Genomic DNA, 24,496 nt, shown 5'->3' with positions numbered 1-24,496 from the left:
CCGGGAAATCCCCGGCAGCCCTACGCCTGGCCGGGCGACTACCACGACCACACAATAACAATAACCACATCACCTTCTGTAGCGGAAGCCGGATATGAAAGAACTTATCGTCGTTGCCATTGGCGGCAACAGCATTATCAAAGATAACGCCAGCCAGTCGATCGAGCATCAGGCCGAGGCGGTCAAAGCGGTGGCCAGTACGGTGCTGGAGATGCTGGCATCGGACTATAACGTGGTGCTAACCCACGGTAACGGCCCGCAGGTTGGGCTGGATTTACGCCGCTCGGAGATAGCCCACGAACGAGAAGGTCTGCCGCTGACGCCGCTGGCTAACTGCGTCGCCGATACCCAGGGCGGCATCGGCTACCTGATCCAGCAGGCGTTGAATAACCGCCTTGCCCAGCGCGGCGAGCAAAAGGCGGTTACCGTCGTCACCCAGGTTGAAGTGGATAAAAACGATCCCGGCTTTGCCTATCCGACCAAGCCTATCGGCGCGTTCTTTAGCGAAAGCCAGCGCGATGAACTACAACAGGCGCATCCTGAGTGGCGCTTTGTGGAAGATTCGGGCCGCGGCTATCGCCGGGTGGTCGCCTCGCCGGAGCCGAAACGCATTGTCGAAGCGGAAGCTATTAAAGCGCTGACCCGGCAAGGCTTTGTGGTGATCGGCGCCGGCGGCGGCGGGATCCCGGTGGTACGCAGCCCGCAGGGCGACTACCAGAGCGTGGATGCGGTGATCGACAAAGATCTCTCAACCGCCCTGCTGGCCCGCGAAATTGATGCTGATATTCTGGTGATCACCACCGGGGTGGAGAAAGTGTGCGTGAATTTCGGCAAGCCTAATCAGCAGGCATTGGGTCGCGTCGTTATCGACGAGATGAGCCGCTATATGCAAGAAGGACATTTCCCGGCTGGCAGCATGCTGCCAAAAATCGTCGCCAGCCTCGCGTTCCTGCAACACGGCGGCAAACGGGTGATCATCACTACGCCGGAATGTCTACCAGCCGCGCTACGCGGCGAAACGGGAACTCATATTGTGCATGACTGACACAAAAGGAAAAAAGGATGAATAAAGACAACAGCCGTCGCGAATTTCTTACCCAAAGCGGAAAAATGGTCACCGCCGCCGCCCTGCTGGCGGCGGGCGCGCCGGCGGCGTATGCCGTCGGAGGCCAGCCGTCCGCAGCCACCTGCGATAATAAAGGCGCGGTCAACGTCGCCGATAAACATTACTACCTTGATAACGTCCTGCTGGAAAGCGGCTTCGAATATGAAAACGGCGTGGTGGTTCACACCCGGACCGAGCGGCAAACGCTGGAAGTAAAAGACGGCAAAATCGTCGCCCTGCGCAGCAATCTGAGCCACCCGGACGCCACGCTGCCGCGCTATGACGCGGGCGGTAAACTGATGCTGCCTGCCATGCGCGACATGCATATCCATCTGGACAAAACGTTTTACGGCGGCCCGTGGCGCTCGCTGAACCGCCCGGCGGGCACCACCATTCAGGATATGATCAAGCTTGAGCAGAAACTGCTGCCGGAACTCCAGCCTTATACGCAGGCGCACGCCGAGAAGCTTATCGACCTGATTCAATCCAAAGGCTCCACTATCGCCCGCAGCCACTGCAATATTGAGCCGGTGTCCGGGCTGAAGAACCTTGAGAATCTGCAGGAAGTACTGGCGCGGCGTAAGCCAGGCTTTGACTGCGAAATCGTCGCTTTTCCGCAGCACGGGCTGCTGCTGTCGAAATCGGAATCACTGGTTCGCGAAGCGATGCAGGCCGGCGCCCACTACGTAGGTGGCCTCGACCCGACTAACGTCGATGGCGCGATGGAGAAATCGCTCGATACCATGTTCCAGATTGCACTCGATTACGACAAAGGGGTGGATATTCACCTGCATGAAACCAGCCCGGCGGGCGTGGCGGCAGTGAACTATATGGTGGAAACCGTGGAGAAGACGCCGGCGCTGAAAGGCAAGCTGACCATCAGCCACGCTTTTGCGCTGGCGACGCTCAACGAGCAGCAGGTAGATGCCATCGCGACCCGCATGGCGGCGCAGCAGATCACCATCGCCTCCACCGTGCCGATCGGCACTCTGCACATGCCGCTCAAACAACTGCGCGAAAAAGGCGTCTTCGTGATGACCGGTACCGATAGCGTAATTGACCACTGGTCGCCTTACGGACTGGGCGACATGCTGGAGAAAGCCAATCTCTACGCCCAGCTGTATATCCGCCCCAATGAGCAGACCCTGTCGCGCGCGCTGGCCATCGCCACCGGCGACGTGCTGCCGCTGAATGACAAAGGCGAGCGCGTATGGCCAAAAGCGCAGGACGACGCCAGCTTTGTGCTGGTCGATGCCTCCTGCTCCGCCGAAGCCGTGGCGCGAATTTCGCCGCGCACCGCCACCTTCCATAAAGGTAAGATGGTCTGGGGCAGCGTCGGCGCCTGATGCCACCGTAATTTAAAAAACCCCGGCAAGCCGGGGTTTTGTCATTTACCAAACACGATTACTTCTGCGGACGCATGGCCGGGAACAGGATAACGTCGCGGATGGTGTGGCTGTTGGTGAACAGCATCACCATGCGGTCGATACCGATACCCAGACCGGCGGTCGGCGGCAGGCCGTACTCCAGCGCGGTGACGTAGTCTTCGTCATAGAACATCGCTTCGTCATCGCCCGCCGCTTTGGCATTAACCTGATCCTGGAAACGCTGCGCCTGGTCTTCGGCATCGTTCAGCTCGCTAAAGCCGTTACCAATTTCGCGGCCGCCGATGAAGAACTCGAAGCGGTCGGTGATTTCCGGGTTCACGTCGTTACGACGGGCCAGCGGGGAAACTTCCGCCGGATATTCGGTGATGAAGGTCGGCTGGATAAGATGCGCTTCCGCCACTTCATCGAAGATCTCCGTGACGATACGTCCCAGACCCCAGCTTTTCTCTACCTGAATACCGATAGATTCCGCCAGCGCTTTCGCCGCGTCGAAGTTATCCAGATCCGCCATGTTGGTTTCCGGACGGTGTTTCTTGATGGCCTCGCGCATGGTCAGTTTTTCGAACGGCTTGCCGAAGTCAAACACCTGGTCACCATACGGCACTTCGGTTTTGCCCAGCACCGTCTGCGCCAGAGTGCGGAACAGCGACTCGGTCAGTTCGATCAGATCTTTGTAATCCGCATACGCCATGTACAGTTCCATCATGGTGAATTCTGGGTTATGGCGTACGGAGATCCCTTCGTTACGGAAGTTACGGTTGATTTCGAAGACACGTTCGAAGCCGCCAACCACCAGACGTTTCAGATACAGTTCCGGCGCGATACGCAGGTACATATCCAGATCCAGCGCGTTGTGATGGGTGATGAACGGACGGGCGGAAGCGCCGCCAGGGATCACCTGCATCATCGGGGTTTCGACTTCCATAAAGCCGCGAGCAACCATGAACTGACGCATGGTGGCGAGGATCTGCGAACGGATACGGAAAGTATGACGCGACTCTTCGTTGGCGATCAGATCCAGATAACGCTGGCGATAGCGGACTTCCTGATCCTGCAGGCCGTGGAATTTATCCGGCAGCGGGCGCAGGGCTTTGGTCAGCAGACGCAGCTCGGTGCAGTGAATGGAGAGTTCGCCGGTTTGCGTTTTGAACAGCTTGCCGCGGGCGGCGATAATGTCGCCGAGATCCCATTTTTTAAACTGTTCGTTGTAGACGCCTTCCGGCAGGTCATCGCGCGCGACGTACAGCTGAATGCGGCCGCCGACGTCCTGAAGGGTGACGAAAGAGGCTTTACCCATGATGCGGCGGGTCATCATACGGCCAGCAACAGAGACTTCAACGTTCAGGGAAGCGAGTTCATCGTTATCCTTCGCATCGAATTCAGCGTGCAATTGGTCAGAGGTATGATCGCGACGGAAATCGTTCGGAAAAGCGACGCCCTGCTCACGCAGCGCAGCCAATTTTTCGCGACGAGTTTTCAGTTCATTATTAAGGTCAATTGCCTCATCGGCACCTTGTGCTTGTTGTTCAGACATGTTGGTTCCTCATAACCCTGCTTTCAAACTAGCTTCGATAAATTGAACCAGGTCACCATTCAGCGCGGCCTGTCTCTGGTAACACACCAGAGAACAATCTTAACGACTCTGGATTCACTACAAGCTGATCTCACTCAGCTATGGCTTCACTAACGGTATTTTTTATCGTTGGCTTCCGCGCCTGCCAGAATATCCACCTCCTGTTCACTTGGCTGTTGAGTTAATGTCCCCGGTCGCGCTGCGCTGGCCGGGGCTGCAAATCGCGGCAAAGGCGACAATGACAATCACCGCCACGCAGCCGAGAGTCCATTCGCCCATCTGCGAAAAGAAATGCTGATAGGCGGCAATCGCCGTGTCGCTGATTTGCGATTCGGTGGTTTGCTGCGCCACCACCCCGGCCAGCCAGTTGGCGACCGCGCCGGTGGCCAACATATAAATGCCGGTTAATACGCCGGTGACGCCGGGCATGTTCAGACGGGTTATCTGCGCCATCGCCACCGGGTCAATAAACAGTTCGGCAAAGCCCATCATTGCCAGCCCGGCGACCATCATGCCCATCGAGGCCTGACCGTCAGCCGCGCCGTGGCGGGCATTTAGCGCCAGCAGCATAAATCCGCCCCCCATCAGCAGCAGACCGAATGCGAATTTCAGCCATACTTTTAACACCGAGCGGGTACGCCCTTCCGGGCGGATAAGCCACGCCAGGATCACGCCAGCCGCCATCACCGCCACCGCGTTAACCGACTGGAACAGCGCGGTTGGTACTTCAATATTGAACAGCCGGCGATCAACAAAGTGGTCGATAAACAGACTAATCGAGCTGCCGCCCTGCTGCGCCAGTACCCAGAACAGCGTTCCGGTCAACATCAGCAGAACGATTTGCCACAGCGCGCGGCGATGCTGCGGCGATTTGATCATGATCCGCGCCACCATCTGCGCGGCGAACAGGCAGACAATCGCCAGCAGATAACCGGACCAGTTGTTTTCTAACAGCAAGGTGAAGAACACCGGCGCCAGGCACAGCATCACCACCAGCCAGCCCCAGGTCGGCAGCACGAATTTCACCGCGCGCAGCGCCTGTTTATCGACGCCGCGGGTGTCGCGGAAGTAGCGGCTGCCGCTTAAGAAAATCATCAGGCCGATGAACATGCCGATCCCCGCCAGCGCAAAGCCGATATGCCAGCCGTACCACTGCGCCGCCAGCCCGCAGGCAATGGGCGCGGCGATCGAACCGACGTTACCGGCGGCATACAGCAGCGAGAAACCGCCATCGCGACGATGGTCGTCAGCGGCGTACAGTTCGCCAAGCAGGCAGCTGATATTGGATTTGAACAGGCCATAGCCGCAGATAATGATCGCCAGCGCCAGATAGAGGCTCCAGGTGGAATCAGATTCGACGCCCAGCACCACGTGGCCGAGGGTCATCAACAACGCCCCGGCAATCACCGCCGTGCGGTTGCCGAGCAGGCGGTCGGCAAGCCAGCCGCCGAGAATGGGGGTTACGTAAACTAAAGATGCGTAGGCGCTGAACAGACTGATGGCGTGGCTATCATCAAAGCCAAGTTGGTGGGTGAGATAAAGGATGAGTAAGGCGCGCATGCCGTAAAAGCTGAAGTACTCCCAGATCTGGATCGCTACGATGTAGTAAATCGCGCGCGGCTGTGAGGGTGTTTTCATAGGTTCTCCTTGCAGCGTGAAAAAAGGGAAGTGGCAAGCCACTTCCCTTGTGTGCGTCTATTACTTGTTGTTTTCTTCTTTCAGCACTTTAACGGTGTAACGACCATCCGCCTGACGATATGCGCCGTGGATATCGGTTTCGAAGCCCGGGTAGTGAGCGCCGATTTCGCACAGCATCTGCAGGAATTCCAGTACCGGGCGGCTTTCTTCGGTGATCATCTCACCAGGCATGACCAGCGGTACTCCCGGAGGATACGGCAGGATCATGTTGGCGTTGACGCGGCCTACCATCTCTTCGAGGTACACTTCTTCAGTCTGACCGTGCAGCTCTTTCTGGAACGCGGCATACGGGGTCATCACCATGGATGGCAGCACTTCGAATGCGCGGAACATCAGGTCCGGCAGGTTGTGATGCTCAACCAGTTTATGGATGTTCTGCGCCAGGTCCTGAATACGCATGTTTTCATAGAATTCAGGATCTTCACGGTACAGAGACGGCAGCATGTTTTTCACCCGCAGGTTCAGGTCGAACGCGCGTTTGAAGTCGGTCAGCGCACGCAGCAGGCTCAGCGCTTTTGTCTTATCGATACCGATGCTGAACAGGAACAGCAGGTTGTACGGACCGGTTTTCTCAACCACGATGCCGTGTTCGTCGAGATATTTCGCCACGATGCTTGCCGGAATACCGAAATCATCCATGGTGCCGTCTTTCTTCATCCCCGGAGTCAGCAGCGTGACTTTGATCGGGTCGAGGTACATGTGCTCGTTATCGATGTTTTTGAAACCGTGCCATGCGCTATCGGAACGCAGCGGCCAGCATTCAGCGCCATCGATATGTTCCGGCTGCCATACATCGAAGAACCAGCCTTCAGACTCGCCTTTCAGACGTTTGATCTCTTTACGGAACTTGATAGAACGTTCGATAGAACCGTCGATCAGGCGTTTACCGGCGTTACCGCGCATCATCGCCGCCGCGGTTTCGGTGGAAGCTACGATACCGTAGTGCGGAGAAGTGGTGGTGTGCATCATGTAGGCTTCGTTGAAGGTTTCTTCGTTAACGTCGCCTTTCACGTGGATCATCGAAGCCTGAGAGAACGCCGCCAGCAGTTTATGCGTGGACTGGGTTTCGTAGATCACTTTCCCTTCAACGCGACCGCCGCTCATCCCGCATTTGCCTTCATAGATCGGCGAGAAGTTGGTGTAAGGAACCCATGCGGAGTCAAAGTGGATGGATTTCACATCCAGGGTTTTCTTGATGAAGTCGGTGTTATACAGCAGACCATCATAGGTTGAGTTGGTGATAACCGCGTGTACCGGCCAGGTCGCATTCGGCGTCTCTTTCACACGCTTGGCGATAGTCGCGTGCTGGAACTCGCTCTGCGGGATCCCGCCGAGGATACCGTAGGCGTTACGGGTCGGACGGAAGTAGATCGGCGTAATGTCGCTCATCATCATCAGGTGAGTCAGCGATTTATGGCAGTTACGGTCAATCAGTACGGTGCTGCCGGCAGGCGCGGAGTACATACCGACGATTTTGTTAGCGGTAGATGTACCGTTGGTCACCATGTAGCTGCGTTCAGCGTTAAACACACGAGCGATATACTCTTCCGCTTCTTTGTGCGGGCCGCTGTGGTCGAGCAGTGAACCCAGTTCAGAAACCGAAATGGAGATATCGGATTTCATGGTGTTGGAACCAAAGAAATCATAGAAGATGCTGCCTACCGGGCTTTTCTGGAACGCGGTACCGCCCATGTGGCCTGGGGTACAGAAGGTGTATTTGCCTTCACGTACATATTTGAACAGCGCTTTGGTCAGCGGCGGCAGAATGGTGTCGATGTATTCATCAGTGTTCTGTTTGATTTTGTTCGCGATATCTTCAGCGGCGCCCAGCGCATATTCGAAGAAGCGAACCTGCATGCGCAGATCGTTCAGGCTAACGTCCAGGGTGGAGTAGGTGTTAGCGAAAGCGTACAGCGGCATGTACTCGTTCATTTTGCTGATTTCTTCGCACAGTTCGAGATTGTATTTATCCCAGTCGAAGATCACGCCGCACAGACGAGAGTTGTTTTCGATAAGTTTTAATAAGTCGTCACGGTCGTTCGGGTAGACAATACGGAAGTCCAGGCGTTCGAGAGCACGATGCAGTTCACGGATGGGTTCTTCTTTGAAGTAAACACCCATGTGATTCATGATTGCAATAACGTTCATAGTCAAATCTCCAGATGTAGAAAGCCCCTCCCGTCTCGATGTGACAGGTGATGGAAGGAGCCTCAGGAAAAAGGGTTACTGATTAGTGCGCGTTAGCGGGGCTGTTATTATCCGTTGCGTTGTTCTGCTGGCGCTGGTGCATTTTGCGACCGTAGAACATCAGGATAATCAGGCTAACGATGAAGGTGCCGGCCAGTTCGAAGGAGCTTGCACCCATCAGCGCGATGAAGCAGAACACGCAACCCAGTACCGAACAAATCAGGCTAACGAAGTTACGAATGTTGATGCCTTCGAAACGAATCAGGTCAACACAGGAGTAGAAGTAAGGCAGCATGGTCAGCAGTACCGCGATACCGGTCAGTTCGCCGAACAGGTCAGAAGCTTTACCACCGGCGGAGTTCATCAGGGTAATCAGCACCATCAGCGCGGTCATTTTCACCGCCGCCAGCAGCAGGCCTTTTTTCGGGATACCGTTGCTATCGACTTCGCCATACACTTTCGGGAAGTTACCGTCGTTGGCGGCACGTACGCCGGCCTGGCCAACCAGCATCATCCACGAGCCCAGAGAAGTCAGGCAAGCAAAGGCGGTGAAAGCGGAAACCATCGGAGCAGCCCAGCCGCCGAGAATGGTAGAGGCGCTAATCGCGAACGGCGCGCCGGATGCGGCCATCTGAGAAGCAGGATACATACCGGCGATAACCTGAGTCGCGGCGATATAGACGATACCAGCCATCGCAGTACCCAGCATGGTTGCCAGCGGTACGGTACGTTTCGGGTTTTTCACCATCCCGGTACTCACTGCGGCGGATTCTACGCCAACGAAGGCCCACAGGCAGAGCAGGATACTTTTAATGACCGCGTGGCTATCAGTGGTGCTGGAGGTGTTCCAGTTCGCCTGATAAGTTGCCGCGTCAAACCAATGCCAGCCGACGACCGCTGTCATCACCACCGGAATAAGCACCAGTACCAGACCAATAGTGGTCAGACGGCTTACCCAGGTCCCGCCGAGCATATTAACGAAAGTAAAGATCCACACGATGGCAATACAGGCAATACCTGCTGGCACCGGGTTATTTAAAATTGGGAAGAACGTAGAGAGATAAGAGACGGCGGTAATACCGATTGCCAGGTTACCAATCCAGTTTGCATGATAATAAAGGACGCCGGTCTGGAAACCGAAGGCCGGAGAAATTTCCCCTGCGTACGCAATTGGGCCACCCTGCTGCGGGTTCTTGGTCGCCAGCCGGGCATAAACATAAGCCAAAGACATCGCGCCAATAATAGAAATCACCCAACCCCAAATGGCAATACCACCGATGCTGGCGAGGTTCGCAGGTAATAGTGCAATACCGCTCCCCATCATATTACCGGCGACTACGCCGGTACAGGCAAATAGCCCGATCTTTTTGGCAGAACTCATGGTTGTTTTTCTCCTAAGTTTATTTGGGAGGTACAGATCATGATAGAGAACCATTTATTGACCCGACCAACTGCCAACAAGATTACTGATTCGTACGAGATAAATCCTAAAGATAAAGTGAAATAACTACAAACATCAGACAAATGATATTTTGACCTTTTTCGATTAACATATAAACATGACATTTTGATATCAAAAAAAGATAAACATCGCCTACTTACAAAGAGTTAGAGAGACATTCCGGTGTTGAAATTGTGTTACCAGGCAGGAAAATAACGCTTATTTCAGGTAACAATCAGAGTGCTCATGAGATACATAAATTTAACCTCATCATACTCAAAACCATGAGCATGATGAGGGTTTACTTATTCTGAAGCGAGGAAATTGTCGAGATACGGTACTACGCGGGTGACGGAGGTCTGGAATACTCCGTTTTCAATCCAGTACAAGGTATTTTCGCCAGGGCGTAAATTAAACGCCGTCAGGTAGGCATCGGCAGCTTCGCGGTTCTGTCCTTTCATCTCATAGACTTTTCCGAGTAGCACGTAATTCATCCACGACATTTCTAAATCAATGCCCGTGTTGATAGCGCTGTACGCTTCATCTATTTTCCCTTTGCCTAACATATCTACCGTTTTTATCTGGTAGAAAATCGCCATATCTTTAATGCCGGGCATTTCACCTACTTTTTCAACCTCGGCATACAGCGTCGCTAATTGTTTTTCATCCAACGGCTGCTGCGAATGACGTAATACATCCACCAGCGCTTTTTCGGCGTATGCATAAATAAAGTCCGGCGATTGTTTAATGACGTCATCAAGTATATCGCTGGCTTTACCTAATGAATCAACATCACCTTTCATTAACAGCTGATGGGCCTGATAAAGACGGGTTAATGAAGGGCTTTGCGCGGGTTGATACTGTTTCAGCATCGCTTTCATGCGATCCGGCCACGGCTGCATTAGCGCGGTTGACAGACTATCCAGCAGGTCATTCTGAATGGTGAGCTGGTTATCCATGGTAATAAAGTAGCGTTTATCGAGCATCGTCGAGCCGTCGGCGTTATCGACCAGTTGCACCGACATAAAGCAATGCTGGGCGCGATAGTGGCGCTGATTAACGAATTCGATGGTCAACGTTTTACCCGAACTGCTGGGCTCGTTGATGTTGTAGTTGGTTTTATCGTGGACCATAAAGGTCGAGAAAGTGTTGAGCGAGGTGGTTACCAGGCTGCCCAACCCTACCGCATAGGCATGCTGCGATGCCCAGTTGTTGCATGAACTGCCGTTTACCAGGTGTATGTCGATATCGCGCGGGTTGAGCAGCAGGCGAGTTTTGGTTTCCGGCGGCCGCGATTCTATCGACGACAAAGCGACTAACGCGACGCAACTGCCCAACGCCAGCAGGAATAGCGTCCATACCCAAAAGGTGGTGATCCGTTTACGTTTTTCCGGCACTGCCGCCGCCGCTGGCGCAGCAGATGAAGGAGAAATAGTCGGTGGCGACGTTTCAGGAACGGTGACAGGGGCCACTGGCGGGACAACCGGCGCCAACTCTTCGCCCTCTTCCGTACACCAAATTACCGGGACCGTCAGCTTGTAGCCGCGTTTGGGCACCGTCGCAATATATTCCATGCTGCCGTCATCGCCGTCTTTCAGTGACTTACGCAACTCGGAAATACTTTGGGTGACGACATGGCTGGTCACCACGTTGCGCGTCCAGACGTGATCGATAAGCTCGTCCCGGCTAAGTACCTCGCCAGGATGTTGAGCAAAGTAGACCAGAAGATCGATTAAACGCGGTTCGAGAGTAAGCTGACGTCCGTTCCGGCTAATTTGGTTTACAGAAGGAGTAACGAGCCATTCCCCAACGCGAACAACAGGTTGTTGCATAAAAAAACCCCAGGACGAAAAGGGAAAGGCGCGATAATACCACATTTCGCCTACCTAATTATGCGGGTGGTCAATACCCCACACGTTTGGCATAAGCTACTCCCTTTATATACAAATCAGTTAACAGTCTATGAACATCGTTGTCATTTAATCCAAAATAGCCAGGGTCTATGCTGCGTCCATCAAGTCGTTAAGGAGACGCATTATGTTATTCGACCACTATTCCTTGCAGGCCCTATCGTTAAACAACCGTATCGTGATGCCGCCGATGACGCGTTCCCGCGCCGGAGCCGGTGATGTCGCTACCGATCAGATGGCGGAGTATTACGCCCAACGCGCCAGCGCCGGTTTAATTATCAGCGAAGGCACGCAGATTAGCCAACAGGGACAGGGTTATGCCTGGACGCCGGGCATCTATAATGAAGCGCAGATCGCCGGCTGGAAAAAAGTCACCTCTGCGGTACACCAGGCGGGAGGCAAAATTTTTGCCCAGCTCTGGCACGTAGGGCGTGTCTCCCATACCGTACTGCAGCCGGGCAATGCCGCGCCGGTTTCCTCGTCTGCTATTCAGGCTGAAGGGGTGAAGGTCTTTGTCGATGTCGAAGGCCGCGGCCCGGAAAACGGCGTCGGTGAAATGGTGCAGCACTCGATGCCGCGCGCTCTGACTCGCGAAGAGATCCCGACTATCATCGAACAATATGCGCAGGCCGCGCGTAACGCTATGGCCGCCGGTTTTGATGGCGTAGAACTACACGGTGCGAATGGCTATCTGATTAATCAGTTTATTGATTCACGAGAAAACCAGCGCACCGATGAGTACGGTGGTTCGTTAACCAATCGCCTGCGTTTCCTCAAAGAAGTCGCGCAGGCCGTTGCCGATGCGATTGGGAAAGAGAGACTGGGTATCCGCCTGGCGCCGCTGACCACCTTGATGGGGTCGAAAGACGATACGCCGGAAGCCACCTATCTGGCGGCGGCCTGCGTCCTCAATGATATCGGCATCGCCTATATCCATATCGCCGAAGCCGACTGGGACGACGCGCCGGTGATGCCCGCCGCCTTTAAAGAAGCGCTGCGCCAGGTGTTCCGCGGCACGATGATTTATTCAGGAAAATACACCGTAGAACGTGCCGAAGAGGCGCTGGCTAAGGGCTGGGCCGACCTGATTGGTTTTGGTCGCCCGTTTATCGCCAACCCGGATCTGCCCTATCGCCTGCAACACAACCTGCCGCTGAACCAGCCAATCAGAGAGCAGTTTTTCGGCGGTGGTAAAGAGGGCTACCTCGACTATCCTACCGTCGATGGGAAGTAAACGGAGCAAATCGCTTCATAGTCCTTAAATAAAAAACCCGGCAGCGCTGTGGCATGCCGGGTTAAAAATAAGACTTTCGACGTTTATGTATAATTAATCAATGTGATTAATTATTTATACACTTCCGCCGTTGCTTCAAAGTTCGGCCCATGTTCACGCGCCGCGGTAATAATATAATATTTACCGCCCTTCTCATCTGCCAGCTTAGAAAGCTGGTCGTGCAGGTCAGAAGGTGAAGAGAATTGCCCGCCAGACGGCCCCACAGAAATACTGCCCACGTGAGTCAGTTTGAAATGCGAAGCTTCTTCTTTAGTAATTAATTGCGCTGCCGAGGCGCCAAAGGCAACAGCAGAAAGAGCTAAAGCGACTAATACCTTTTTCATCCTACATTCTCCTTGGATTAGAGCCTAATTGAGGCTCTTTCAGTATAGACACTAGATTAATAAGCGCGCTATTTATCGGATTATTTTTCACCGTTCACCGCGCTTAGTAGCGCGACGGTACCCCTTCCGGACGGGTCTTAAAACGACGATGCAGCCACATGTACTGTTCCGGCGCCATCAGGATACATTGCTCAATAATTTTGTTCATCCAGCTGGCGGTAGTTTCCGGGGAATCCAGCGGCGGCGTCGCCTCTGGCTGCAGCGCAATCAGCTCATACCCGGCACCATTGGGCTTTCTTCGCGGAACAAAAGGAACGATGGTGGCTTTTGACATTCTCGCCAGCATCCAGGTACCGGTGGTGGTCGCAGCATTATCCACATTGAAAAAGGGAACAAATACGCTACTGGCGCGACCATAATCATGATCCGGAGCGTACCAGAGAATCTCGCCCTCTTTCAGCGACTTAACCATACCTTTCAAGTTTTTACGATCCAGCATCGTCTTGTTAGAACGCAGTCGTCCCCAGGTTTGCAGCCAGTCGATCAGCGGATTATCGTTTGGCCGGTAAACGCCAATCCCCGGCGTGAACATGCCAAACATCCGCGCGCCGAGTTCCAGGGTCAGAAAGTGAATACCAATTAGCAAAATACCCTGCTTCTGTTCCTGCAGTTCAACGACTTCATTGACGCCACTGGTCTCGGTCCAGCGCTCGACGCGATGGGTTGGCCAGAACCATGCCATGCCGGTTTCCATCAACCCCATGCCCAAAGATTCAAAATTCTTAACCAACATTTCATGACGCTGCGCCGGGCTGAGGTGAGGAAAGCAGAGCTCAAGATTGCGCTGCGCAATACGTACCCTTCCGCGCAAAAAATGCATAGATAAACGCCCCAGACCATGGCCCAGACGATAGATCAGCGGATAAGGAAGTTGTACCACCAGCCACAATAAGCCAATGCCCAGCCATGCCGGCCAGTAACGCGGGTGTAATAATGAAAGAGAGAATTTGGGTAAATGCGACATCTGACTATTGCTCTTCAGGATCCTTGATTTACATGCCAGTGGGAGGCCTCAGTCCGAATTTGCGGATAAGGTACCCGATCCACAACATTTAGTTTTTTCCTATTCGTGCGGTAATACGCATACAAGTGTAGACTATAACCTCTACACTGCCCTGGTATTAAACGAACTGTGTAACAAATTTATTATTAATTAACCTGATGGTGATATGGAGGATTATATGAGATTTTTTCTCATTTGAAAATAAACGCTTACTAACATTAGTTTGTAGACTCACGCTTCATCAAGTTCGCCACATCCAAATTTGAACCATTACAACCGTGTGTACCGGCAGTGAGAAGGTTAAGCAAGCCCACTCAATCACTCTGACTGACAATTGATATCAAAAATCACTCTCCTCATTTAACTGTTTTTTTAACTTCATGCATGAACTATCTCTCTCCGTCACAACCGAAAGAAGATTTCGATGTGGAAAACGCTATGCTAGCGAATCCTATCATTTTATATACTCTATTTAAAATTATTAAATAGGCTCACAACACCATATTTAACAACAACTTTTTAAGATATTACAAAATAACAATTGAATTTTTTATGTTGCCATAACCGAACATTACATAGTAAATATAAAGATATAGTTACTATCATAGATAGATCATTTACAAGTTGCTGTAACGAAAATTTACACCAGAAGAATGTAAATCATTGGGGAATTAATAATGGGATACCGAGCAACCGTGTGGGTCATGGCATTTTCATTATGCGGAATCATTTGGTGTGGATTAGTAATCATCATAGCTGGTCTATTTTTTTAGAACTTCCGGAGACCTCATTTTACATCGAGTGCCAGGAGAATAAGAAAAGGGAGAATACACTTCATATCTCCGGCATTTCGATTAACGCGCGCTATGATAAGGAAGGCTAGTCACGGGATAACTGACCCGCTCAATGATTTCACATCTATCAGCCGGAGGTTTTCCCCCATAGAAAAACTGATATTGTTTTTTATCCACCAGATAAACCAAATCATCACCATTGCGAAATGCAGTCACTTCAAATCTAAGTCCGCTATTGGTCCGTCCTTTGAGGCTACCTGAAGCCACTTCGAAGTTATCCCCCCATAACATAGTACTAAGATGATAACTAAAGCGTGATATTAAAACATTTTCCCTGAAATGACACGATAAGCGAACCCCGGAATTTCCCATTGCTGCTACTGAGTTAAGCATGACTAAAGAAACCATAAGATTTTTTATTATCATAAATCTCGTTTGTAATTTTAAGAATTATTGCTGTCAATGATAAAAAAAAGCCACTCATATCAAGTGGCCTAATAAGTGATGTTAGAACAGCATTAGTTTTTATTGATTTAACAATTATTGTATCTTGATAATACAAACATGCAACATAAATAATTTAAAAAGAAAATTTAAAGAACTCACATTATTAAATAACCATTTAAATGAATTAGCATTGTCTATCCGGACTGAAAATAATAATATAATTGAGTTCATAGACATTTTTATTAGATTAACTTATGCAAAACACGGCGGGCACATCAAATTCCTCCGTTGTAGTTTTCGTCGCTGATGTGTCCGCCACCTATATATGTCTTCCAATTTAATTGAATGCTTCCTGTTTAACAATCGACGCTAAACAATACATATTATTTACAATAAAAATGGAGTAAATATGCGCCTCGCTATTTTTCTTAAAAAGCTATTTGGTTATGAACAGTCTGAATCGCATCTTGAGCATGTGGCTTTATGGGTAAATAGTTTGGGTGGAATACAACATATCTTACAAAAAATGAATGAACATAACCTTACCCACGTTGTTTCTTCATGGCAAAGCAATAACAAGGCACTCAGCATTGATGCGGCTCAGGTCCTTGAGTTTATAGATTTTTCTGAGCTCCAGCCTCTTGCAGAGAAATGTGGCACCGATATTTTAGGCGCCGCAAACCTGGTAGCGCAGTTTTTACCTATGATTACGCCGAAAGCGGTGATGGATACCGCCACTTCTGGCACAGCGCCCCATAACGCTTAGCAACAATGGGGCATCACAAAAAAACGCTAACAACAATACTACTGCTTGCTATTCTGGTTATCTCACTTTATAGCGGTGGCGCTGCAGTATTGCTTTGGTGCGGACTTTCTTTTCACTATCTTCACTGGAGTACATTTATTATTGTCTGGCTTGAATTTTATGATGTTCGATACTTCAATGTGTTAATTTTTGTTTCTGGATTAGGTTTCGCACTCCCATCCCTAATCGCATGGATTATTTTCTTGATTTTTAAAGCATTCGGGGAATGGTTTTAATCAACCATTCCCCTTTTCTATTTTTCAGTGTGTGAGCGTTTTTTTCAGTACATTTTCGAGTGTGGAATTTACACCAACTCTTGTTGCTCTCGGCAGATGCCCCAGAAAAATCTCTTCTTGTCTTCGTAAAATGGTATCAGCCTTCTTTAGCAGTGCAATACCGCTCTCAGTAACATCCGCCAGAGACACCCTCTTGCCACAGCGTCGTTTATGCTCCCTATTAATAAGCAACTTGCTCTCAAGCGAATCCAGAGTTTTTCTTATCGGTTCATGAAAATGACCAACATATAAATCCAATTCCTTTTGCTTAATAAAAGCGTCATCCGCAATAAGTCGTAAAACCATAAGCTCGCGAAGGGTAACCCCATAAGTGGCCAATCTACTTTCAAGACGCTCCTCTAGTAATCTGGACACAAAAAGTAAATTCAATCCACAATAATCCCAATATCCTCTGAGAGACTCATCCATTTTATTAGCTCCTGTGTAGTTTAAAAATCATACTGTCATTTTTATAATAAGAAACCAGGCCACAAGGGCCTGGCTTTGCAACTATTTATCACTTCCCTGTTGTGTTGGCTTTTCTACTTTCTTATTCGCCACTGCATCTTTACTCTCTTCTTGCTTTATTGTTATCACAGGTAAAGAACCATAATCAACGTGAACTTTTTTAAGCTCATCAATAATATCTTTCGTGATATTACTTCTCGAATCTATTGCAATCACTTGATTCTGGCTCAGTACCACATCTATTTTATGATTGACCCGGTACGCCTCAACGGCGGCAGCGATCGTCTTCATGCTGATTTCCCTGGCGTGACGCTGTTCTGCCTGCCACTGATTATTAAGTATCGTTTGATCTGCCAGCGCACTTTTTTGTTTCTGTTCCTGCGTCATCTCCGCATAACGCGCTTCTGCATCCTTACCTGCCTGCAACAAAATATCATGCACTTTTTGCTGTCGGGCCTGTTCCTGCTTGCCAATAACCGACTCTGTTAATACCTTCCCTGGATCAAGGTAAGCAATTTTTTGCTGCATTTTATCTCCCTGGTCGCAACCTGATAATGTTGACAGTATCAGGCCAGTAATAAATATATTGCGTACAACATTAAAATACTTTAAACGCATAATAAACCTTCAACAGCCCCCCGGAGGGGGCATGATTTTAGAAATTAACTTTAAACCCGACCATCGCCTGAGTATCGCTGTAACCTTTGTCCCCAATTTGCTGGGCGATATTGCCCCACAGGTTCACGTTTTTATTCAGCTTCGCTTCAACACCGGTTTTCAGTTCACCAATATTGCGTGTTCCCGCGACTTTTACCGGCACGCCATCCAGGCCTGCGGTGAAGTCCTTGGTATTGTGGATCCAGTTCGCCTCAATAAACGGCTCAAACGTCCGGTCCTTACCATTATCCAGCTTGGCATTGTGTCCTTTGATAAAGAACCGGGCGCCCAGACGGGTCTGAACGTTATCATCGCCACCGAATTGTACGACCGTACCGTTCTGCTCTTTATGATCGTCCGCTTTGACACCCATCCAGGTCACCTGGGCCTGTGGCTGCACGTAATAACTTTCGTGGTCGTTGCGCTCACCCACTTTCCAGGTATACCCCGTCTCCACCGATGCGGTCAGACCTTTCGATTTATAGCTTTCTGAAGAAGCTCCTTTCGATGACACGCTGTTATCAAACCAGTTGTACAGCATCCAGGTATCGACATAGGCGCCGGTTTTCTCTTCATTATCCTGGAACCAGGTACCGTAAAGACCGGTGCTATAGCCGTTGACGCTGCCGTCCGCAGAGTAACCATTACGGTGGTTACGCGTGTTGCTGTGCTGATTCGCATAGCCGGCCATGACGCCAAGATGGAAACGATCGGCCCCGTCGCTGCTCCACTGGGCGATATCGCCCCCCAGTTGCGCAACATAGCGATTCGCCTGGGTTTTGTTCTGGCCGCTGCCATCATTAGAACGAGTGTGGCCGCCGACCTGGCGCAGCCACAGGCTGGTGGTCTGCTCCTGGCCCTGGGCATCGACATAGTGAGTCTCACCGAGGCGATCGTGCAGCGTCATGTTGAACAGGGTGTTCGCCGCCTGCATGTTGCTGGCATACGCCTTACCTTCCGGGCGAATATCCGGGGTATGCGGCTTATCGCCACCGCCATTGTCTGGCGTGTCTCCGCCATTATCCGGATTGACAGGATTGACCGGATCTACCGGCGTTTCCCCGTTGTTGGTCAGGTACCAGTTACCGGCATTACCACCCTGCCCACGTGCCAGGGTGTAGTCGTAGGCGCCGGCAACAATACGTCCTTTCTGAGTGAACTCACCGGCAGAGTTTCCACCGACGGAAACCACTTCAATACCATTCAGGGTTTTCGCGCCGCTGCCGCCGACATTGGTCACCGCCACCTGGGTGGTGCCGCTGGTATTGCCCTCCACCACCAGCTTGTCGGTGAGTGAGTTATCGCCGCCGAGTTGGGTGTTGAGGTTCAGCGTACCGCCGTTACCGGCATAATCCCCCATGACATGCAGCGTGTTACCTGCCGTCGTTGCGCCCGGCGCGCTGACGTTGATCACTCCGCTGTTACTCAGGTTTTGACCGATGGTAAAGGTATGGCCTGCGCTCGCGCTTGTATCAAGCGCGCCAATGGTCAGCGTACCGCGGTTGTTCACATCGCCGGCCGTACCGCCAAAGCCGCCAAACTGCGCGCCCTGCGCCACATTCACGGTGGAGGAAGCCAGGATGACATCATTGCCGTTGCTGCCCAGTTGCAGGCCGCCGGCATTGAGGTTGGTGGTACCGGTGTACTGCGCGGCGTCGGCGGTCATCGTGACCAGACCGGAACCGTTTTTGTCCACATCGCCGCTGCCGGTAAGGCTATTGCTCAGCAGGCCCTGTACGCCTTCGTTCAGCGCCAGCAGACCGTTATCCACGATTGCCGCGGAGCCCAGACCGGCAATGTCGTTCAGTTTCACCGTGGCGCCGCTGGCGATGGTCGTTGCCGCGTTCATCTGCGCATTCGCGCCATTAATCGTCAGGGTACCGCCGTTAACCGCCAGCGCCCCGTTCCCGGTCAGCCCGCCGTTCACGGTACCGCCATTGGCAGTGGTCAGACTGCCGCCATTAAAGTCGGTATTCGCCCCGGCATCGGTATTCAGCAGGCCAACGCTCTGGCTATGGCCATTCAGGTCGACGGTGGTATCCGCCGCCTGATGCAGTTCCGATGTTTGCCCCAGTACGTTGTCATTGTTCGCCAGTAGCGTACCGCTGCGAACGTCGGTTTTCCCGGTATAGTCGTTTGCCAGATTCGACAGCGAGACGGTATTGCCCGCGCCGCCATCAATCGCCAGATCGCCTGCGCCGGTGACCAGTGCGCTGAGATCTGCCGCCGCGCCGGTGGCGCCCTGCGCATTCAGCGTCAGCGCATTATCACCGCTGGTCAGCAGCTCGACTTTCGTCAGACCATAGTTGATGTACAGACCATCGCTGTTGTCGCCGGAGGTCAGACGGTAATCGTAGGTGGCGTTGGCCACCGTTTCCCCGTTCTGCATCACGGCGCTGCTCACCGCATCCGTGACCGCCTTGCCGTTGCGGTCCAGCGGGGTCAGGTTGCCACCGTATGCCGATACGCTGCCGGTGGAGCCGGCCAGCTTCAGGGAGATATCGCCGTCATCCTGCGCCAGCAAATTGACCGCGTTATCAGGCATCACCGGGCCGTTGAATACCGGGCTGTCGGTGTTCACCTGCACGTTGCCGGTACCGCTGATATCCAGGTTGCCGGTGGTGGTGATATAGGCATCCGATACCGACTTACCGACCGTGTCAGTATCAAATACCGCCGTACCGCCGTTGAACGCCAGGCCGCCAATCTGCTGGGTGCCTTTTGCTACGTCAGTGATACTGCCTTCACCCAGCTTCAGGGTGGCGTCGGACAGCGCCTGGTTGTTGGCGGTCGTTGCGCCATCCAGCACGAAGTGGCTGTTGGCCAGTTCCACCGTCCCGGCGAAACCGTCAGCCTTGTTATTATCGCTAAAGGCAAAAGTATGGTCCTGCCCCCCGAGATCGACGGTCACCAGGCCATCGCCCTGCAGGTGGCTAGCGAAATCGAGGTCCGTGCTGTCCTGCATCGCCAGCGTACTGGTGCTGTCGATATTCCAGCCCGCATCCGCAGCCGTTAAATCAAGCTGGGTATGATCGAGCGTGAAGGTGGAGTTATTCTTCAGCTCCACATCGGACATGTGCTGGATTTTATCGGCATCCTTCAGGGTATAAACCGAATTGTTGAGAGCCAGCGTGTTGTGGCCCGCGCCGCCATCCAGGGTGGTGAACAACACCGGGTTTTCCTCTGCGGTGATATTCGTCAGTTCGAACAGGTCATCGCCCGCGCCGGTGGTGAACGCGGTTTTAGCCTGGCTGCCGTGCTCCAGGGTTACCGTGTTATTGCCGCTCAGCAGATTGACGGCGCCGGTCAGGTTCCCGTTGGCCTGGTTGGTAAAGTGCACCGCCTGCTTATCCACATTCATCACCAGCGCATCAGCGGCCGTAGAGGCAATAGTGCCGCTGTTCACAAAGTCCGTGGTGTAGCCATTGTTGATATCCACTACCTGAGTGGCGGATGCCGATGCCAGCAGACCCGACTGTTCAACGCGCGCCGTTTGCCCGCCGATGACCAGCGCAGAGCCGCCGCTGGCATCATTCACATTGACGCTGACGCCGGTTTTAATATCCCCGGAGGTATTGGTGGTCATCCCGCGCCCTTCGGCGCTATTGACGTTCACAACCAGGGCCTGGGACTGAGACATATCGTAGGCGTTGTCGGTCATCGAGCCGTCGGCATTCTGGAACAACAGACCGGTACCGCTGCCGATGACGTTTATCACGCCGCTGTTGCTCTGCGCCAGCGAAGCCGAAGTACGGACACCCGCGCCGTTATGGGCGTTGATCGTCGTGTTATCCAGATGGATACCGGCAATTTCAGCCTTGTTTTCAATGCCGTTGCCGGTACTAATCGGATCCATGTTGATGGTGGCATCTTTGACCGTAAGTCCTGTAGCGCCGTCATCCAGCAGGATACCGTGCGCCGACCCGGTAGCATGGGTAACGCCGCTACCGGTCAGATTGAGCGACGCGCCATCAGACAGTCTGAATGCGGCCCGACCATCGGTTGCGGTAATCACCCCAGTGTTGTTGACCGTCGAATCCGCGCCGAGAATATCGACGGCGGTACCATTCACGCTAATAGAAGAGGTATTATTCAGCGTCCCGCCGTTGATCAGTACACCCGTGCTGTCCGCCGCCGCCAGATCGATAGTCCCGCTGTGGTTCAACGTACCGCCGGTCAGTACCTTGTAGCCCAAGGCCCCGACGGCGACGTTATCCCCGTTCAGTACCGCGGCGCTGTTCAGAACGGATGCGCCGGTAGCGCCTTCTTCGCCGGTGATCGTTGTCGAGCCGCCACGGACGATCCCTGCCGTCGCGCCGTTCTGCGCAAGGCTAATATTGGTACTGGCGTCAATTGTCGCTTCCGCGCCGCCTTCCACGCGTAGCGCCGTCGCATCCTGGCCATTCACACGCAGCGTCATACCGGCCGTATTGATGTTGCTGGCCACCGTATTCTCGTCATTGCTGCCGGTCGCCAGCAGAATGGTGCTGCCGGCGCCGGACGCCGTCAGATCGCCGCCAGCCGCGGCATAGGCGGCCCCGCCGGAAATGCGATAGAGCGTGGAGCCATCCGTGCTGACGCTCTGCACGCTGTGGCTGTTAGTAATAGACGAATCGGTGCCATGGATGACATAACCCGTCTGGTTAACCCCGCTGACGAAATTAACGTTACCGCCATCAACGGCAGCCACACCGCCCTCTTTCACATACACGCCAATCGCGCCGTCTCCGGTCAGATCAACGTTCCCGGTGAGCGTGGCTTTCGCCCCCTTCCCTTGTGACACAATACCGTAGTTGGGCGTCTTGCTCTGACCGTCGATCCCCTGCGCGACCACAATGGTGCCGGAGTTGGTCGCCTCGGCCTTCTCACGCACGTTCAGCCCCACGCCGTTAACGCCGTTCAGCGTAATGGTCCCGCTGTTTTCCGCCTGAGATAACCCCCAGACATCCATGGCAATGGACTGCGCAGGCACCTTGCCTTCAGGAGAATAAGCGCTGTTAATAGTGATCGTCCCTGCCTGGTTGACGGTGCCGCCTACGGATTTGATGGCAGTAACGCCGTGCGTCAGCGCGCCGGTGGTAATATCGCCGTTGTTAGTAAAGTTAGCGTTCGTGACCGCCACGCCCGTCACGCCGACCCAATTGACGGGCACGTCTTCACTGGCATCGGTCAGGCTGCGCTGCGCGGAACGGCCAATAGAAATAGTGCCGTTATTCACCATCGAGACGCTTCGGTCATCAGATCCCCGGCCAGCCAGGCTGGCCCCGATATTACCAACACCGGTCCCCAGCACACTGGTGGTTTGTGGATTAGCCGCTACGTTAATCGCGCCATTGTTGATGATGGTGCTGTCGCCCGTGGCGCTAATACCAGACTGAATGCTATAGCTTTGCGGTGAGGTGACGTTAATAACGCCATCGTTAATGATAGCGGTATCTTTTGCATTAATACCTGTCACCCTGCCCAATTGTATGTAATTAACCATATTATGGCCGTTATAATAGAACGCCCCAACTTCCAGGTTTGTTCCTGCATCAATGACGCCCGTTGCCGTGTTATGCACGGAACTGCTGTCTGCTGAGATCACAAACGAACCACCGGTAATGCCATTATAGAAAGACCCAATGGTGCCTGAGTTGGTAAGTTGCGCGCCGTTCTCAACCCGGATCAAACTGGCATTGGTGCGAAACAGTTGAATATTGGCACCATCAGCGACATTGACGCTGGCGCCAGGACCGGTGGCATAGATATACGCCACCCGGGCTTTATTAATGGTCTGAGTTACCGGATCGCCTGCGCTTACGCTGTCAATCGCGCTGATAGTGCCCCGCTTTAAGGCTTTATTAAATTCGGAAACATAATCGGTATATGACAGGCGGTTTTCCTGTAAGGCCTTAATAAGCGCTGTGTTATAGACCTTAATATCATCGAGATTGTTAATGGTGAATGTGCCGATTTTAGAATCAATAGTTCCTCCTACTGGCACCTGAAAGGCGGCGATTTGTCGTGGCTCGACAGAACCGATATTATCGGAGTTGCCCAGAGAAACGATGGTTTTACCACTGTAATTTAACGCCCCCCCCTCCTCGACTTTATACACCGCTGAAGTAACTTTCGATTCATCACCACTGCTCTTCATGATGATATTGACAAAATTCGCCGGGTTATTGACCCATGCCGAAGATTTGTCTCCGACATCGACATTTAGCGTGGCGGCGGGAGAAACATCATAGATAAATTTATCGACATACTGCCCTTCAGGCCCAACGTCATAATGGTTGGCGAAGGTAAATGCCGCCAGGGAGGTGGTAATCATGTCGTCATTATCAAACACGTTAATCGTTCGCGCGTTTCCCGTGACGGGATCGATAATGGTCGTCGTCCCACTTAACCCACCCTGCTGGATGTTAAATGCATTGGCATATTCAATCCCTGAGGTCAGAACGCCCTGCGCCAGCGCATCCTTAACTGAAATGGCTCGAAAACCACTATCATTCCCCAGCAGCTCAGCAAACCCTTTTCCATTTCCCTGGATCAAATTATCGTTGCCGGAAATAACAATGGTGTCAGAGGTGGGGGTAAAAGGCGTAACCTCCCTATCTGCGGCAAAGGCTGAGGAAGATATCAGCGAAGCACTACCAAGCAGGCCTGCCGCCCAGGCGCGAATCAGGCGGGACGTTTTGGTTTTCTTCTTTCCAGCGGCAAATTCTCCTGCAACGACCCAGTCCTGCAATGATTCGTTCCAAATAATTTTATACGATTTATTCATCTGTTATTTATCCTGTTTTCACGCGGTATTTATGAAATAAAGAGTTGTAGCCCTCTTCTAATAAACAGTTAAAAATAAACTAACCTTCAATGCCTTAGCGTCATAAGGATCTGTTACCATTACTTTAGTGGTGAAACTTTATTGTTCAATCCACCCCACATCCACTAAAAACACCTTTTAAAAAAGCTGAATAACTTTCAATTAGGCTGAAAAGAAATAGATTTCCAAAAAATCAGTAACCATACAAAAACAATGGGATACATGACCATTTGGCATCATTCCTATTGCCTTCAGACCAC

Annotated in this window: 15 protein-coding genes; 4 read left to right on the top strand and 11 right to left on the bottom strand. The window is 52.3% G+C overall.

Annotation, left to right across the window (positions count from 1 at the left end; translation table 11 throughout):
- Positions 1 to 94: 94 nt before the first annotated feature.
- On the top strand, positions 95 to 1,045 hold the full coding sequence (locus tag ABLU86_RS01515; RefSeq protein WP_047038935.1) for a carbamate kinase family protein: 951 nt from the start codon (positions 95 to 97) through the stop codon (positions 1,043 to 1,045).
- Positions 1,046 to 1,062: 17 nt separating this feature from the next.
- A complete protein-coding gene (locus ABLU86_RS01510) occupies positions 1,063 to 2,451 on the top strand; it encodes an amidohydrolase family protein (protein WP_047038933.1) in 1,389 nt (462 codons plus the stop codon).
- A gap of 58 nt (positions 2,452 to 2,509) precedes the next feature.
- On the opposite strand, the gene lysS is transcribed toward ABLU86_RS01510, so the two are convergent.
- From lysS to cadC, 5 genes are all read right to left on the bottom strand, one after another.
- Positions 2,510 to 4,027, bottom strand: coding sequence for a lysine--tRNA ligase (gene lysS, locus ABLU86_RS01505; RefSeq protein WP_015704650.1), 1,518 nt, complete (start codon positions 4,025 to 4,027; stop codon positions 2,510 to 2,512).
- 204 nt (positions 4,028 to 4,231) lie between these two features.
- Positions 4,232 to 5,704: a dipeptide permease DtpD gene (gene dtpD, locus ABLU86_RS01500; protein ID WP_042893727.1), complete on the bottom strand. Its 1,473-nt coding sequence runs from the start codon at positions 5,702 to 5,704 to the stop codon at positions 4,232 to 4,234.
- Positions 5,705 to 5,764: 60 nt separating this feature from the next.
- The gene (cadA, locus tag ABLU86_RS01495; RefSeq protein WP_015367858.1) at positions 5,765 to 7,912 is read right to left on the bottom strand and encodes a lysine decarboxylase CadA; all 2,148 of its coding nucleotides are present in this window, start codon (positions 7,910 to 7,912) and stop codon (positions 5,765 to 5,767) included.
- A gap of 82 nt (positions 7,913 to 7,994) precedes the next feature.
- Complete coding sequence (gene cadB / locus ABLU86_RS01490; protein ID WP_015367859.1) at positions 7,995 to 9,332, bottom strand: cadaverine/lysine antiporter; 1,338 nt, start codon at positions 9,330 to 9,332, stop codon at positions 7,995 to 7,997.
- Between the two features lie 365 nt (positions 9,333 to 9,697).
- The gene (gene cadC / locus ABLU86_RS01485) at positions 9,698 to 11,224 is read right to left on the bottom strand and encodes a lysine decarboxylation/transport transcriptional activator CadC (protein WP_348816867.1); all 1,527 of its coding nucleotides are present in this window, start codon (positions 11,222 to 11,224) and stop codon (positions 9,698 to 9,700) included.
- A 205-nt stretch (positions 11,225 to 11,429) separates the two neighbouring features.
- Here cadC and ABLU86_RS01480 point away from each other — a divergent pair, with 205 nt between their 5' ends.
- Positions 11,430 to 12,536, top strand: coding sequence for an alkene reductase (locus ABLU86_RS01480; protein ID WP_072382655.1), 1,107 nt, complete (start codon positions 11,430 to 11,432; stop codon positions 12,534 to 12,536).
- A 110-nt stretch (positions 12,537 to 12,646) separates the two neighbouring features.
- On the opposite strand, the gene ABLU86_RS01475 is transcribed toward ABLU86_RS01480, so the two are convergent.
- The 3 genes from ABLU86_RS01475 to ABLU86_RS01465 all read right to left on the bottom strand — a co-directional run bounded on the left by ABLU86_RS01475 (position 12,647) and on the right by ABLU86_RS01465 (position 15,202).
- Positions 12,647 to 12,919 carry a DUF1471 domain-containing protein gene (locus ABLU86_RS01475; protein ID WP_015367862.1) on the bottom strand — a complete coding sequence of 91 codons (273 nt, stop codon included), beginning with the start codon at positions 12,917 to 12,919 and terminating at the stop codon, positions 12,647 to 12,649.
- A 103-nt stretch (positions 12,920 to 13,022) separates the two neighbouring features.
- Complete coding sequence (locus tag ABLU86_RS01470) at positions 13,023 to 13,943, bottom strand: Kdo(2)-lipid IV(A) acyltransferase (protein ID WP_015704646.1); 921 nt, start codon at positions 13,941 to 13,943, stop codon at positions 13,023 to 13,025.
- Positions 13,944 to 14,836: 893 nt separating this feature from the next.
- Positions 14,837 to 15,202, bottom strand: coding sequence for a hypothetical protein (locus ABLU86_RS01465; RefSeq protein WP_075208683.1), 366 nt, complete (start codon positions 15,200 to 15,202; stop codon positions 14,837 to 14,839).
- Positions 15,203 to 15,632: 430 nt separating this feature from the next.
- On the opposite strand from ABLU86_RS01465, the gene ABLU86_RS01460 reads away from it, so the two are divergent.
- Complete coding sequence (locus ABLU86_RS01460) at positions 15,633 to 15,989, top strand: YidB family protein (RefSeq protein WP_020079424.1); 357 nt, start codon at positions 15,633 to 15,635, stop codon at positions 15,987 to 15,989.
- Positions 15,990 to 16,288: 299 nt separating this feature from the next.
- Here the strand turns inward: ABLU86_RS01460 and ABLU86_RS01455 are convergent, their stop codons facing one another.
- The 3 genes from ABLU86_RS01455 to ABLU86_RS01445 form a co-directional block, all read right to left on the bottom strand.
- Positions 16,289 to 16,732 carry a hypothetical protein gene (locus ABLU86_RS01455; protein ID WP_032707571.1) on the bottom strand — a complete coding sequence of 148 codons (444 nt, stop codon included), beginning with the start codon at positions 16,730 to 16,732 and terminating at the stop codon, positions 16,289 to 16,291.
- A gap of 81 nt (positions 16,733 to 16,813) precedes the next feature.
- Complete coding sequence (locus ABLU86_RS01450) at positions 16,814 to 17,299, bottom strand: hypothetical protein (protein ID WP_348796362.1); 486 nt, start codon at positions 17,297 to 17,299, stop codon at positions 16,814 to 16,816.
- A 127-nt stretch (positions 17,300 to 17,426) separates the two neighbouring features.
- On the bottom strand, positions 17,427 to 24,197 hold the full coding sequence (locus tag ABLU86_RS01445) for an autotransporter outer membrane beta-barrel domain-containing protein (RefSeq protein ID WP_348796361.1): 6,771 nt from the start codon (positions 24,195 to 24,197) through the stop codon (positions 17,427 to 17,429).
- Positions 24,198 to 24,496: the final 299 nt, after the last annotated feature.

Source organism: Klebsiella sp. JN_Kp121 (assembly GCF_040062145.1).
Taxonomy (GTDB): domain Bacteria; phylum Pseudomonadota; class Gammaproteobacteria; order Enterobacterales; family Enterobacteriaceae; genus Klebsiella; species Klebsiella aerogenes.
Note: the sequence above shows the minus strand (reverse complement) of the source record. Positions and strands in the feature narration are given on the sequence as shown.